Annotated in this window: 12 protein-coding genes; 8 read left to right on the forward strand and 4 right to left on the reverse strand. The window is 66.7% G+C overall.

Annotated elements, in window-relative coordinates:
- The coding region (locus AC1DNF_RS22335) for an AMP-binding protein (RefSeq protein ID WP_478150818.1) at positions 1–554 on the reverse strand (554 nt) is incomplete at its 3' end.
- A 312-nt stretch (positions 555–866) separates the two neighbouring features.
- Here AC1DNF_RS22335 and AC1DNF_RS22340 point away from each other — a divergent pair.
- The 5 genes from AC1DNF_RS22340 to AC1DNF_RS22360 all read left to right on the forward strand — a co-directional run bounded on the left by AC1DNF_RS22340 (position 867) and on the right by AC1DNF_RS22360 (position 4,478).
- Positions 867–2,348, forward strand: coding sequence for a protein adenylyltransferase SelO (locus AC1DNF_RS22340; protein ID WP_478150819.1), 1,482 nt, complete (start codon positions 867–869; stop codon positions 2,346–2,348).
- Positions 2,345–2,755, forward strand: a complete 411-nt coding sequence (gene msrB / locus AC1DNF_RS22345; protein WP_478150820.1) for a peptide-methionine (R)-S-oxide reductase MsrB — start codon at positions 2,345–2,347, stop codon at positions 2,753–2,755. Before AC1DNF_RS22340 ends, msrB begins: the two co-directional genes overlap by 4 nt.
- A gap of 16 nt (positions 2,756–2,771) precedes the next feature.
- Positions 2,772–3,314 carry a septation protein A gene (locus tag AC1DNF_RS22350; protein WP_478150821.1) on the forward strand — a complete coding sequence of 181 codons (543 nt, stop codon included), beginning with the start codon at positions 2,772–2,774 and terminating at the stop codon, positions 3,312–3,314.
- Positions 3,311–3,574, forward strand: a complete 264-nt coding sequence (locus tag AC1DNF_RS22355; RefSeq protein WP_478150822.1) for a BolA family protein — start codon at positions 3,311–3,313, stop codon at positions 3,572–3,574. The genes AC1DNF_RS22350 and AC1DNF_RS22355 overlap by 4 nt, the downstream gene beginning before the upstream one ends.
- A gap of 118 nt (positions 3,575–3,692) precedes the next feature.
- Positions 3,693–4,478 (forward strand): foldase protein PrsA, encoded by a 786-nt coding sequence (locus AC1DNF_RS22360; protein WP_478150823.1) that lies wholly within the window; start codon positions 3,693–3,695, stop codon positions 4,476–4,478.
- A 135-nt stretch (positions 4,479–4,613) separates the two neighbouring features.
- Here the strand turns inward: AC1DNF_RS22360 and purL are convergent, their stop codons facing one another.
- Complete coding sequence (gene purL / locus AC1DNF_RS22365; RefSeq protein ID WP_478150824.1) at positions 4,614–8,618, reverse strand: phosphoribosylformylglycinamidine synthase; 4,005 nt, start codon at positions 8,616–8,618, stop codon at positions 4,614–4,616.
- A gap of 168 nt (positions 8,619–8,786) precedes the next feature.
- Between purL and map the strand changes: the two genes are divergently transcribed.
- Positions 8,787–9,611, forward strand: a complete 825-nt coding sequence (map, locus tag AC1DNF_RS22370; protein WP_478150825.1) for a type I methionyl aminopeptidase — start codon at positions 8,787–8,789, stop codon at positions 9,609–9,611.
- Positions 9,612–9,637: 26 nt separating this feature from the next.
- Positions 9,638–12,223: a [protein-PII] uridylyltransferase gene (locus AC1DNF_RS22375; RefSeq protein WP_478150890.1), complete on the forward strand. Its 2,586-nt coding sequence runs from the start codon at positions 9,638–9,640 to the stop codon at positions 12,221–12,223.
- A 4-nt stretch (positions 12,224–12,227) separates the two neighbouring features.
- Here AC1DNF_RS22375 and AC1DNF_RS22380 read toward each other — a convergent pair whose 3' ends face one another.
- Positions 12,228–12,938, reverse strand: coding sequence for a hypothetical protein (locus AC1DNF_RS22380; protein ID WP_478150826.1), 711 nt, complete (start codon positions 12,936–12,938; stop codon positions 12,228–12,230).
- Between the two features lie 313 nt (positions 12,939–13,251).
- Here AC1DNF_RS22380 and AC1DNF_RS22385 point away from each other — a divergent pair, with 313 nt between their 5' ends.
- On the forward strand, positions 13,252–13,716 hold the full coding sequence (locus AC1DNF_RS22385; RefSeq protein ID WP_478150827.1) for a methyltransferase family protein: 465 nt from the start codon (positions 13,252–13,254) through the stop codon (positions 13,714–13,716).
- 41 nt (positions 13,717–13,757) lie between these two features.
- Here the strand turns inward: AC1DNF_RS22385 and AC1DNF_RS22390 are convergent, their stop codons facing one another.
- Entirely contained in the window at positions 13,758–14,150 is a 393-nt protein-coding gene (locus AC1DNF_RS22390) for an ArsR/SmtB family transcription factor (protein WP_478150828.1), read from the reverse strand.
- Positions 14,151–14,257: the final 107 nt, after the last annotated feature.

Genomic DNA, 14,257 nt, shown 5'->3' on the forward strand with positions numbered 1-14,257 from the left:
TAGCACATGCTCGACGCCGAGTTCTCGTCGAAGCTCGGCCAGGGGTAGGCGTCGGACTGCTGGCTCATCCACGCCTCGTAGCTCACGAGATTGGGCACGCCGCTGTCGGCGGGCAGCCTGTCGGCGTCGCACAGCGCGATCCATTTCTTGATGGTGGTGCACTTGCCGTGCATGGCCTGGACCAGGGGCAGGAAGCTGAGGTCGAAACACAGGATCTGGTCTTCGGCGTGGTTCGCGATCCAGGCGATCTGGTCGGGATGCAGCCGCGGGTTGATGGTGTGCAGCACGCGCCCGCTGCCGCTCACGCCGTAATAGAGCTCCAGGTGGCGGTAGCCGTTCCAGGCGAGCGTGGCGATACGGTCGCTGAAGAGCAACTGCTCCTGCTCCAGCGCATTGGCCACCTGGCGCGAACGCGAGGCGATCTGCCGCCAGGTCGTGCGATGAATGTCGCCTTCGACGCGCCGCGAGACGATCTCGGCGTCGCCATGGTGGCGCTCGGCGAACTCGATCAGCGACGAGATCAGCAGCGGTTGGTCTTGCATCAAACCCAGCATCGAGAAAACTCCTTGGAATTGTGAAAAGCCTGCTTCTGCAGTATTGCGCACCGCACCATGGCGACGATGGGGGAATGCCCGAAGATGTTGCTCGCCCCCAGGCTGCGCGCACTTCGTGTCGCTTCGCCTCCCCCCTGCCGGGGGCGGGCCGGCCGCTTCGGGCGGCCGGGCGCGGCGGCCCTCTGGATGGGGTCGCCCCCAGGCTGCGCGCACTTCGTGTCGCTGCGCCTACCCCCTGCCGGGCGCGGCGGCCCCCATGGCTTTGCGGCCGTGCGGCGGCCGGGCTATTCGAACTGCCGGACAATCGGCGCCATGACATTGACCTCAGAAGCGGCGCTCGCCGCCGACAGCGGCCTGCATTGGAACAACCGCTTCATGGAGCTGGGCCCGGCCTTCTACACGCGGCTGCGTCCGACACCCCTCCCCGCCCCCTATTGGGTCGGCCGCAGCGACCGGGTGGCGCGCGAACTCGGGCTCGACACCGAGTGGTTCGCCTCGAACGAAGCACTGGAAACCTTCACAGGCAACGAGCTGCGCCCCGGCACCGACCCACTCTCCAGCGTCTACAGCGGCCATCAGTTCGGCGTATGGGCCGGCCAACTGGGCGACGGCCGCGCAATTCTGCTCGGCGAGACCGCGGCCGGGCTGGAAGTGCAACTCAAGGGCAGCGGCCGAACCCCCTACTCCCGAGGGGGTGATGGCCGCGCCGTGCTGCGCTCCAGCATCCGCGAATTCCTGTGCAGCGAAGCCATGCACGGCCTGGGCGTGCCGACCACGCGCGCGCTCTGCGTGACCGGCTCGGACGCCCGCGTCGCCCGCGAAGAGCTGGAAACCGCCGCCGTCGTCACCCGCGTGTCGCCCAGCTTCATCCGCTTCGGGCATTTCGAACATTTCGCGGCCAACGGGCGCGACGACGAACTGCGGACGCTCGCCGACTACGTCATCGACCGCTACTACCCGGCCTGCCGCACGACCGCCCGCTTCAACGGCAACGCATACGCCGCCCTGCTCGAAGCAGTCAGCGAACGCACCGCGGCGCTGCTGGCGCAATGGCAGGCGGTCGGCTTCTGCCATGGGGTGATGAACACCGACAACATGAGCATCCTGGGGCTCACCATCGACTACGGACCGTTCCAGTTCCTCGACGGCTTCGACCCCCGCCATATCTGCAACCACAGCGACACCGGCGGACGCTACGCCTACAACCAGCAGCCCAACGTCGCCTACTGGAACCTCCACTGCCTGGCGCAGGCGCTCCTGCCGCTGATCGGCGACCAGGAACTCGCCCTGGCCGCGCTGGCCTCGTACAAGACCGTGTTCCCGAGCGAATTCGAAGCGCGCATGCGGGCCAAGCTCGGGCTGGCCGACGCCGCCGCATCGGACCGGGCCCTGATCGAAGGCGTGCTCAAGCTGCTGGCGCAGGAAAAGGTGGACTACACGATCTTCTGGCGCCGCCTCGCGGACCACGTGGCCGGGGGCAGCCCGGAGCCGGTGCGCGACCTGTTTCTCGACCGGGCCGGCTGCGATGCCTGGCTGCTATCCTTTTCGGAGCGCCGCGCGCAAGCACCGTCGGCGCAGGCGGCCGATCTGATGTTTCGAAACAATCCGAAATTCGTGTTGCGGAACCACCTCGGCCAACAAGCGATCGAATTGGCGCAGCAAAAGGATTACGCCGGTGTTTCCACCTTGCTGGCGCTGCTCGAAACTCCATTTGAAGAACACCCCGGCCACGACACCCACGCCGGCTTCCCGCCCGACTGGGCCTCCACGATCGAAATCAGCTGCTCATCATGACCTCCCCCGTCCAGAAAACCGACGCCGAATGGAAAGCCCTGCTGGCCGAGAAAGGCGCCGAGCGCGGCGCCTTCGAAGTGACGCGCCACGCCGCCACCGAACGCCCCTTCACCGGCAAGTACGAGGCGCATTGGGAAGACGGCACCTACCACTGCATCTGCTGCGGCGCCAAGCTGTTCGAATCCGCCACCAAGTTCGACGCCGGCTGCGGCTGGCCCAGCTTTTCGCAGGAAGCAGTGCCGGGCGCGATCCGCAACATCGTCGACCGCTCACACGGCATGGTGCGCACCGAAAATGTGTGTGCCACTTGCGGGGCGCACCTGGGCCATGTGTTTCCTGACGGTCCGACCGAGACCGGGCTGCGCTACTGCATGAATTCCGCCTCGCTCGAGTTCCAGAAGAAATGACCGCTTCGCATTCCAGATGAAACTGATCCTCGACTTCTTCCCGATCCTGCTGTTCTTCGGCGCGTTCAAGCTCTACGACATCTACGCCGCCACCGGCGTGCTGATGGCGGCCACGGCCGTGCAGATGGCCATCATGTGGTTCATCCAGGACCGCCGCCTGCAGCCGATGCAGAAGGCGACGCTGGTGCTGATCCTGCTGTTCGGCACGCTCACACTCGCGCTGCACGACGACCGCTTCATCAAGTGGAAGCCGACCGTGCTCTATGGCGCCATGTCGCTGGCGCTGGCCATTGCCCTGTGGGTGTTCAAGAAGAACTTCCTCAAGATGCTCCTCGGCCAGCAACTGGAGTTGCCGACGCATATCTGGGGCAGGCTCAATGTGGCGTGGATCGTCTACTGCCTGTTCATGGCTGTGATCAACGGCTATGTGGCGGCCTATTTCAGCACCGATGCCTGGGTCAACTTCAAGCTCTGGGGCTATGCCTTCCCGATCGCCTTCCTGATCGCGCAGGGGGTCTATATCTCGCCTTATCTCAAATCGGACGAGCCGGCAGCATGAATCTTCCTACCGCCGCCGATCTCGAGGCGCGTCTGCGCGAGGCGCTGCAGCCCACCATGCTCGAGGTGATCGACGAAAGCGCCGCGCATGCGGGCCATGCGGGCGCCGGCGCGGAGGGCTACGGCACCCATTTCCGCGTGCGCATCGCGTCGCCACTATTCGACAGAAAGCCGCGGGTGGCGCGTCATCGGCTTGTGTATGATGCGCTGCAACTTTTCATCGCACAGGGCCTTCACGCCATCGCCATCGAGACGCTTTGAAGCGCATTGATCACGCCCCGCCTTTTCGTGCGGCGAGAAATATTCCCCCTTCTCTTTTTCAATCAGCATCCAGCGCTTATCCCTACGCGCGTTTCCCTCAAGGATCGAGGTTCCCCTCATGAAGAAACAAATCTTGCAGGCCATCGCGGCCGTCGTACTTGTTGGCGCCATCCCCATGGCCGCCTTCGCCCAGAACCTGGCCGTCGTCAACGGCAAGCCGGTGCCCAAGGCGCGCATGGATGTCCTGGCCCAGCAGCTGGCCAGCGCCGGCCGCCCGGTCACGCCTGAAATGCAGGGCCAGTTGCGCGAGGAGGTGATCGCGCGTGAAGTCTTCATGCAGGAGGCGCAGAAGCAGGGCCTCGACGCCACCGACGACTACAAGAACCAGCTCGAACTGGCGCGCCAGGCCATCCTGATTCGCCAGCTCTTCGAGAACTTCCGCAAGACGAGCGCCGTCTCCGACGCCGACGTGCAGGCCGAGTACGACAAGTTCGTCGCCTCCAATGGCGGCAAGGAATACAAGGCCCGCCACATCCTCGTCGAGAAGGAAGACCAGGCCCTCAAGATCCTGGCCGACCTGAAGAAGGGCGCGAAGTTCGAGGACATCGCCAAGAAGCAGAGCAAGGACCCCGGATCGGGCGCCAACGGCGGCGACCTCGACTGGGCCGCGCCAGCCAGCTTCGTGCCGGAGTTCTCCGAAGCCATGATCAAGCTCAAGAAGGGCGAGACGACGACGGTGCCGGTCAAGTCGCAGTTCGGCTATCACATCATCCGCGTCGACGACATTCGTCAGGCCCAACTGCCGAAGATCGAAGAGGTCAAGCCACAGATCACCCAGCAACTGCAGCAGCAACGTCTTCAGAAGTACCAGGAAGAATTGCGCGCGAAGGCAAAGATCGAATAAGCCTCCCCCCTGCTGGGGGCAACACCCGCAGACCGGCGGAGCCGGTTCCGTGGTGTTCCTGGAAAGAGAAAAGCGGCCCGCGGGCCGCTTTTCTCTTGTGGGGCCACGCGGTCGTTCGCTCCGCCCGCGCCCTGATCACCCCACCCACTTGCGCGCATTGCGCCAGACCCGAATCCAGGGACTGAACTCGCTCTTGTCGCCCGAGGTCCAGCTCATCTGGATGTTGCGGAAGACGCGCTCCGGGTGCGGCATCACCGCGGTGAAGCGGCCATCGGGCGTGGTCACCGCCGTGAGGCCGCCCGCGCTGCCGTTCGGATTGAAGGGATAGCGCTCGGTCGCCTGGCCCTGGTTGTCGACGAAGCGCATCGCCGCGATGGCCTTGCCGGCATCGCCGCGGTGCTTGAAGTTGGCATAGCCCTCCCCGTGGGCGACGGCGATGGGCAGGCGGCTGCCCGCCATGCCGGCGAAGAAGAGACTGGGCGAATCGAGCACCTCGACCATCGCCAGGCGGGCCTCGAAGCGCTCGCTCTGGTTGGTCGTGAAACGCGGCCAGGCCTCCGCGCCAGGGATGATGTCGGCCAGCTCGGCAAACATCTGGCAGCCATTGCACACGCCCAGCCCGAAGGTGTCGGCCCGCCCGAAGAAGCCCTTGAACTGCTCGGCCAGCTTCGGATTGAAGGTGACGCTGCGCGCCCAGCCGATGCCCGCCCCCAGCGTGTCGCCATAGCTGAAGCCGCCGCAGGCCACGATGCCCTTGAAATCGGCCAGGTCCGCCCTGCCCGCCTGCAGGTCGGTCATGTGCACATCATGGGCCTCGAATCCGGCCTCCGTGAAGGCGTAGGCCATCTCGACATGCGAATTGACGCCCTGCTCGCGCAGGATGGCAACCTTCGGCTTCGCCAGATTCAGGAAGGGCGCAGCCACGTTGTCGGTGGCGCCCGGCGCCAGGGACACGTGGGCGCCCGGGTCCAGCGGCTCGCCGGCCGCGGCGTGTTCGGCATCGGCGCAATCGGGGTTGTCGCGCTCGCGGCAGATCTTCCAGCTGACCGCGTCCCAGACCTGGTGCAGGTCATGCAGGCTGGCACTGAAGACGGACTTGGCGTCGCGCCAGACTTCGAGCTTGCCCTTGCCCGCATCCATGGGAGAGCTGGCGGGCCGCGTCTTGCCGACGAAGTGGCTGTGGGCGCTGAGGCCATGGGCGCGCAGGGTCTGCATGACCTCGTTGCGCTGCGCCGTGCGCACCTGCAGCAGCATGCCCAGTTCCTCGCTGAACAGGGCCTTGAGCGTGAGTTCTTCGCGCCGGGCGCTGACCTGGCCGGCCCAGTTCTTCGCATCGCCGTATTCGGCGCGGCTGTCGCTGATGCCGTCGCCTTCGGTAATGAGCATGTCGACGTTGAGCGCCACGCCGACGTGGCCGGCGAAGGCCATCTCGCAGGCGGCGGCGAACAGGCCACCGTCGCTGCGGTCGTGCATGGCGAGGATCTTGCCCTCGGCGCGCAGCGCGTTCACGGCGGCGATCAGCCGGACCAGGTCCTGCGGATCGTCGAGATCGGGCACCGTGTCGCCGCTTTGATCGAGCGTCTGCGCGAGGATGCTGCCGGCCATGCGGTTCCTGCCGCGGCCCAGATCGATCAGGAGCAGCGTGCTGTCGGGTTCCTGGGCGTCGAGCTGCGGTGTCAGGGTGCCGCGCACGTCCGCCAGCGTGGCGAAGGCGCTGACGATCAGGCTCACGGGAGAGGTGACCTTCTTTTGCGCACCGTCGTCCTGCCACTGCGTGCGCATCGACAGCGAATCCTTGCCGACCGGAATGGAGATGCCGAGCGCCGGGCACAGTTCGAGGCCCACGGCCTTGACGGTTTCGTAGAGCGCCGCGTCTTCGCCGGGCTCGCCGCAGGCGGCCATCCAGTTGGCCGACAGCTTGACGCGCGAGAGCTCGATCGGCGCGGCCAGCAGGTTGGTGATGGCTTCGCCGACCGCCATGCGGCCCGAGGCCGGCGCATCGATGGCCGCCAGCGGCGTGCGTTCACCCATGCTCATGGCCTCGCCCGCGAAGCCCTTGTAGTCGGCGAGCGTCACGGCGCAGTCCGCCACCGGCACCTGCCAGGGGCCGACCATCTGGTCGCGATGGCTGAGCCCGCCGACGGTGCGGTCGCCGATGGTGATGAGGAAGCGCTTGGAGGCGACCGTCGGGTGCGAGAGCACGTCGATGGCGGCCTTCTGGAGGGCAATGCCGGTGAGATCCAGGGGCTTGAAGCGGCGGGCGACGGTCTTGACGTCGCGCAGCATCTTGGGAGGCTTGCCCAGCAGGACGTCCATGGGCATGTCGACTGGCGAATGGCCCTCGCCCGCGCCCTCCTCCCCGTCGGCGACCACGAGCTGCCGCGTCTGCGTTGCCACGCCCACCACGGAGAACGGACACCGCTCCCGCTCGCAGAAGGCACTGAACCGCGCCAGCGACTCCGGCGCGATCGCCAGCACGTAGCGCTCCTGGCTCTCGTTGCACCAGATCTCCTTGGGCGCCATGCCCGACTCTTCCAGGGGCACCGCGTGCAGGTCGAAGCGCGCGCCGCGCCCGGCGTCGTTGGTCAGTTCGGGAAAAGCGTTGCTCAGGCCGCCCGCGCCCACGTCGTGGATGGCGAGGATCGGGTTCGCCTCGCCCTGCTGCCAGCAGTGGTTGATGACCTCCTGGGCGCGGCGCTCGATCTCGGGGTTGCCGCGCTGGACCGAGTCGAAGTCCAGTTCGGCCGCATTGGCGCCGGTGGCCATCGAACTCGCGGCGCTGCCGCCCATGCCGATACGCATGCCGGGCCCGCCCAGCTGGATCAGCAGCGAGCCCGCGGGAAACTGGATCTTCTTCGTCTGGCCCGCGTCGATGCTGCCCAGGCCGCCCGCGATCATGATGGGCTTGTGATAGCCGCGCCGCACGGTGTCGCCGTCGCTGGCGATCGTCTGTTCGTATTCGCGGAAGTAGCCGAGCAGGTTGGGCCGGCCGAATTCGTTGTTGAATGCCGCGCCGCCCAGCGGGCCCTCCGTCATGATCTGCAGCGGGCTCGCGATGTGGTCGGGCTTGCCGTAGCCGCCTTCGGCGGGCCAGAGCTTCGACACCGTGAAGCCGGTGAGCCCGGCCTTGGGCTTCGAGCCGCGGCCGGTGGCGCCCTCGTCGCGGATCTCGCCGCCGGCGCCGGTGGAGGCGCCCGGAAACGGCGAGATCGCGGTCGGGTGGTTGTGCGTCTCGACCTTCATCAGCACGTGGCTCAGCGCGTTCACCTTCCGGTAGCTGTCCGAACCCTCACCGGAACCGGCCACGAAACGCTCGACCTCCACGCCCTCCATGACCGACGCGTTGTCCGAATAGGCGACCACCGTGTGCTGCGGATGCTGGCGCTCGGTGTGGCGGATCATGGAGAACAGGCTGTGCGGCTGGGGCACGCCGTCGACGATGAAGTCGGCGTTGAAGATCTTGTGCCGGCAATGCTCGCTGTTGGCCTGCGCGAACATCATCAGTTCGACGTCGCTGGGGTTGCGCCCGAGGCGGGTGAAGGCATCGACGAGGTAGTCGATCTCGTCCTGCGCCAGCGCCAGTCCGAAGGTGGTGTTGGCCTCCACCAGCGCCGCGCGTCCGCCGCGCTGGACATCGACCTGCGCCATCGGCTGGGCCGGCAGTTCGGCGAAAAGGCTGGCGGCCTGGTCGAGACTGGCCAGCACGGATTCGGTCATGCGGTCGTGCAGCGGGCGGGCCACGGCGGCCAGCTTGTCGCCCTCGAGCGTCGGCGCCCTGCCGAGCAAGGGTGCCTTCAGGCTCAGGTGGTACTGGGTCACGCGCTCCACGCGCCGCAGCACGAGGCCGCAGTTGTGGGCGATGTCGGTGGCTTTGGACGCCCAGGGCGACACGGTGCCCAGCCGGGGCGTGACGACCAGCGTCGAAGCGGCCTTGGCGGGGGCGGTGAAGGGCTCGCCGTAACTCAGCAGCGCGGCGAAGCGCGCATGCCCGGCGCTGTCCAGCACCGACTCGGTCACGACCAGGTGCACGAAGCGGGCGCTCAGACCTTCGATGCGCGGCTCGATGGCCTGCAGGCGGGGCAGCAGCTGCCGCGCGCGGAAATCGCTGAGCGCGCTGCCGCCCTCGAAGAAGGTCACCACGTGGGGGACGGAATGAGAAGGCGGGTTCTGGGGCAACGTCACGGTCGGGTCGGCCGGCTGGCCGCATTGGGGTGATGAGAACGAGAGGAGAACAGACCGGGGGCCGCTGACTGGGGCCATCCGGGCAAGCCGGGAATTTTAACGGCCCCCGATGGGATAATTCCCGGCATGAGCATTACCTACAAAGACGCCGAGGGCGTCGCCGGCATGCGCGTGGCGTGCCGCCTCGCCTCCGAAGTGCTGGACTACATCACGCCGCACATCTTGCCCGGCGTCACCACCAACGACATCGACAAGCTCGCCCACGACTACATCACGCAGGTGCAGGGCGCGATTCCCGCGCCGCTGAACTACATGGGGGCGAGCAGCGTGCCCTACCCCAAGTCGATCTGCACCTCGGTCAACCACGTCGTGTGCCACGGCATCCCCAACGACAAGCCGATGAAGAAGGGCGACATCGTCAACTGCGACATCACGGTCATCAAGGACGGCTGGCACGGCGACACGAGCCGGATGTTCATCGTGGGCGACGCGTCCATCGCCGCCAAGCGGCTTTGCAACTTCACCTACGAGGCGATGTGGCACGGCATCGTCAAGGTCAAGCCCGGCGCCCATCTGGGCGACATCGGCTTCGCGATCCAGCGTTTTGCCGAAAGCAACGGCTTTTCGGTGGTGCGCGAGTTCTGCGGCCACGGCATCGGGCGCGGCTTCCACGAGGAGCCGCAGGTCCTGCACTACGGCAAGCCCGGCACGCTGGAAGAACTCAAGCCCGGCATGACCTTCACCATCGAGCCGATGATCAACGCCGGCAAGCGCGAAATCAAGGAAGACGCCAGGGGCGGCCAATACGACGGCTGGACCATCGTCACCCGCGACCACTCGCTGTCGGCCCAGTGGGAGCACACGGTGCTCGTCACCGAGACCGGCTACGAGGTCCTCACGCTGTCGGCCGGCAGCCCGCCCCCTCCCGCGTTCGTCAACGCCCTGGCGTGACGCGGCGCCGGCCTCCACAGGCTGCCATCGTGGACATTCCTTCCCTGCGCGACGCCTATCGCACGCACAAGCTGGCCCTCTTCGACCAGCTGCGCACCGCACGGGCGCCGACCCGCAGCGTCCACACCGTGCTGCGGCAACTCGCCTCGCTGGCCGACGAGACGCTGCGCGCGCTGTGGGCCGATGCCGAGTTCGGCAACCAGCTGACGCTGGTGGCAGTGGGTGGCTTCGGGCGCGGCGAACTCTTTCCGTACTCCGACGTCGACGTCCTGCTGCTGCTGCCCCATGGGCACGCCGGCGACATCGACGCCCGCCTCGAGGCCTTCATCGGCCATTGCTGGGATGCCGGACTCGAGATCGGATCGAGCGTGCGCACGGTCGACGAATGCCTGGCCGAAGCCGCGAAGGATGTCACCGTCCAGACATCGCTGCTCGAAGCGCGCCTGATCGTCGGCGACAAGAAGCTCTTCAGCACCTTTCGCAAGAGCTTCCTCGCGGCCATCGACCCGCAGGCCTTCTTCACGGCCAAGGCGCAGGAAATGCGCCACCGCCACCAGAAATTCGACAGCACGCCCTACGCGCTCGAGCCCAACTGCAAGGAATCCCCGGGCGGATTGCGCGACCTGCAGACCATCCTCTGGATGACCAAGGCCGCGGGCTTCGGCAACCGCTGGGACGACCTGGCGAAGAACGGCCTGGCGACGGCTTTCGAGGTGCAGCAGATCAAGCGCAACGAGGCGCTGTTGAGCCTGATTCGCGCGCGCCTGCACGTCACCGCCAACCGGCGCGAGGACCGCCTGGTGTTCGACCTGCAGACCGCCGTGGCCGCGACTTTCGGCTACGTCGGCGAATCGCAGCGCAAGGCGAGCGAGGCGCTGATGCGGCGCTACTACTGGGCCGCCAAGGCGGTCACGCAGCTCAACCAGATCATGCTGCTCAACATCGCCGACCGGCTGCAGCCGCAGGCCGAGGAGCCGACGAGGATCAACGAGCGCTTCTTCGAGAAGGCCGGGCTGATCGAGGTCGCGAGCGACGACCTCTACCTCAAGGAACCGCACGCGATCCTGGAGACCTTCCTGCTCTATCAGAAGACGATCGGCGTGAACGGCCTGTCGGCGCGCACGCTGCGCGCGCTGTACAACGCGCGCCACGTGATGGACAGCAAGTTCCGCAACGACCCGGTGAACCACGCCACCTTCATGCGGATGCTGCTGGAGCCGCGCGGCATCACGCATGCCTTCCGGCTGATGAACCAGACCTCGGTGCTGGGCCGCTACCTGCGGGTGTTCCGCAGCATCGTCGGGCAGATGCAGCACGACCTGTTCCACGTCTACACGGTCGACCAGCACATCCTGATGGTGCTGCGCAATGTGCGGCGCTTCTTCATCGCCGAGCATGCACACGAGTATCCGTTCTGCTCCCAGCTGGCGGCCGGCTGGGACAAGCCCTGGATCCTGTACGTGGCCGCCCTCTTCCACGACATCGCCAAGGGCCGCGGCGGCGACCACTCGACGCTGGGCGCGCGCGACGTCCGGCGCTTCTGCCAGCAGCACGACATCGCGCGCGAGGATGCCAGGCTGATCGAATTCCTGGTCGCCGAGCACCTGGTGATGAGCCAGGTGGCGCAGAAGCAGGACCTGAGCGACCCGGAGGTGATCGGCGCCTTCGCCAGGCGCGTGGGCAACGAGCGCAACCTGACGGCGCTCTACCTGCTCACCATCGCGGACATCCGGGGCACCTCGCCGCGCGTGTGGAATGCATGGAAGGGCAAGCTGCTCGAAGACCTCTACCGCTTCACACTGCGCGCCCTCGGCGGGCGCATGCCCGATGCCGATGCCGAGGTCGAGGCCCGCAAGCGCGAGGCGCTGGTGCAACTTGCGCTGTATGCGCAACCCTTCGAGGCGCACAAGGCGCTGTGGGAGACGCTGGACGTCGGCTACTTCATGCGCCACGAGGCCTCGGAGATCGCCTGGCACACCAAGAACCTCTCGCGCCACGTGCCGCACAAGGGCGTGCCGATCGATCCGCACACGCCGGCCATCGTCCGCGCCCGGCTGTCGCCGGTGGGCGAAGGGCTGCAAGTCGCGGTCTACACGCCCGACCAGCCCGACTTGTTCGCGCGCATCTGCGGCTATTTCGACCAGTCATCCTTCAGCATCCTGGATGCGAAGGTGCACACCACCACCAATGGCTTCGCGCTGGACACCTTCCAGGTCGTGACCACCTTCATCCCCGAGCACTACCGCGACCTGATCAGCATGGTCGAGACCGGCCTGGCGAAGACGCTCAACGAGGCAGGCCCGCTGCCCACGCCCAGCAAGGGCCGCGTTTCGCGCCGGGTGCGAAGCTTTCCGATCAAGCCGCGCATCAGCCTGCTGCCTGACGAGAAGGCGCAGCGCTGGCTGCTCAACATCTCGGCCAGCGACCGCACCGGCCTGCTGTATTCGGTGGCGCGCGTGCTGGCACGGCATCACCTGAACCTGCAGCTCGCGAAGGTCACGACGCTGGGCGAGCGGGTCGAGGACACCTTCCTCATCAGCGGGCCGGAGCTGCAGGGCCAGCGGGCGCAGCTGGCGATCGAGACCGAGTTGATCGAGGCGCTGGCGCCTTGAGACGCTAGCGCTTGAACTCGGCAAGGAGCCGGTCGAAGCCTTCCGAGCCGCGGGGGTGCAGGCTGGAGACCCATTGGATGAAACGCGACTCCAGCAAGGCGTGGGATTCGCGGCCCTTCAAGCCGTGCGCCTGTGCGATTTCCCGCAACGAGAGCCCGGAGTTGCCGACCTTCTCGTAAGCCTGCGCGCCGGGAATGAGGGCGGCGCACTCCAGGCGGTCGACCATCCTGCGGTTGAGGATGCCGTACCTCGCGGCGACCTCCTGCGCATTCTTGCCGGAGAAGACCTCCTTCGTCGCCGGATTCGGAAACGTGGCGGCATCGGCCTCCAGCCGTGAGCGGACCTCGTCCGACTGGATCAACCATCGATACGCGACCTCCCTGACGCTGGCGCCATCGCGAATCGCCTGGCTCATTTCGCCGCTGTAGGTCCGGGCGACGCGTCGATCCACAGCCTCATTCAAGGCGTCGAGCGCGCGGCTGTTCTTGCCGGCATAGCTCGCCTTGGCCTTCTGGAAAGCATGTGCGGCGGCATCCTGCTCGTCTTCCGCCAGATGGAGCAAGCGCTCGCCCAAGGCCTCCAGGGGCTCGCGCCGCAGGCGCGGCGGCAGCGCGCCGATCTGCTTCACCCGCTTCTCGAAGGCCGGCAGGGTTGTCACCTCCCGCGCGAACAGCATGTGGAACACGTCCCCCTTGCGCGCCAAGTCGTCGCGCATCGCCTCGCTCCCACCGGACGATGCGGCATCTCGTTGCGCGGCTGTTCTGGACGGCAGTGCCGCCAGGACATCCGGAATGCCAGGCGACGCACTCTCAGGGCCTTGCGGCGCTGCGGGATCGGGGGTTGCGGACGGGTGTGTATCCTGGGGCGGCGATGGCGGCGCGGAGTTCGCCAGTGCATCAATCCTCTTCATGATGGCTCCATTGGGATTTGTGGAAGTCGATTTCGACGAGTCGCAACGATGCATCCGGGCATCGAGACACGCATGCACGAACGCGATCCGATGAGCGCCGATCCGAAAAGGGGAATCAATGAAAACCACATCCCGTCGCGACCGCCTGGGCACCGTGCTGGTCGGCGCGCAATTCGCGTTGATCGCGGTCCTGGCAGGGCTGGCGTTGCCGCGCTTCCTTCACGCGCAGGCGCCGGCAGGCGCATGGTCGGTGGCCGCCGCCGGCGTGCTGCTGGGAGTGTGGGCGATCTCGTGCAACCGCCCGGGCAACTTCAACATCCGGCCCACGCCCCGCGAAGGCGGGCGCCTGGTGCAGGAGGGGCCTTACCGCTGGATCCGCCATCCCATGTACACCGCCGTCATGGTCCTTGGAATGGCCTGTGCCTGGGCGGGCATGACGGCGTGGGCTTGGATCTCCCTTGCCGCATTGGCAACCGTGCTGGTGATCAAGGCGGGGGTCGAGGAGCGCTGGATGCTCGCGGAACACCCGGACTACACCGCCTACCGCGCGCGCACGCAGCGCTTCATCCCCTGGATCTTCTGAGCATTGGCGCGCCGGACGCGCGAACCCTCTGATCTCTCGGGTCAGCCACGCTGGCTGGAGCGGCCCTGCGGCGGTCGCGGCTTTCCACGCCGCGCGGCGGCCGGCGCGACGAACGCGGCCCGCTTCGAGGCCGCGAGCTCGAACTGCCGCGCAATGTTGCCGCACACCAGATCGCACAGTTCGTAGACCGCGGGATCCGCAATGCGGTAATAGGCACTGTTGCCGCGGCTTTCCCTCGCCACCAACCCATGCCGGGTCAACAGCGCGAGGTGCCGCGAGACATTGGCCGAGCTGTATCCGCACAGCTGCGCGAGCTCGCCCACGTTGCGCTCCTGCTGGCGCAGGAAATTGAGAATCTGCAGCCGCGTCGGCTCGGCCAGCGCCTGGAAATAGGCCGCTACCTGCGCCAACGCATCGTCGGAGAGTCCTTCCATGCTTGGACATGCCTGATGTTGATCTGGCGCAATCATGCCTCAGCACGCTCCTCTCATACTGATCTTCACGCAATCATCTACTTGACTATTTAGCTATGTGCGCAAAT

It is taken from the genome of Variovorax sp. 01T432, from assembly GCF_056398605.1.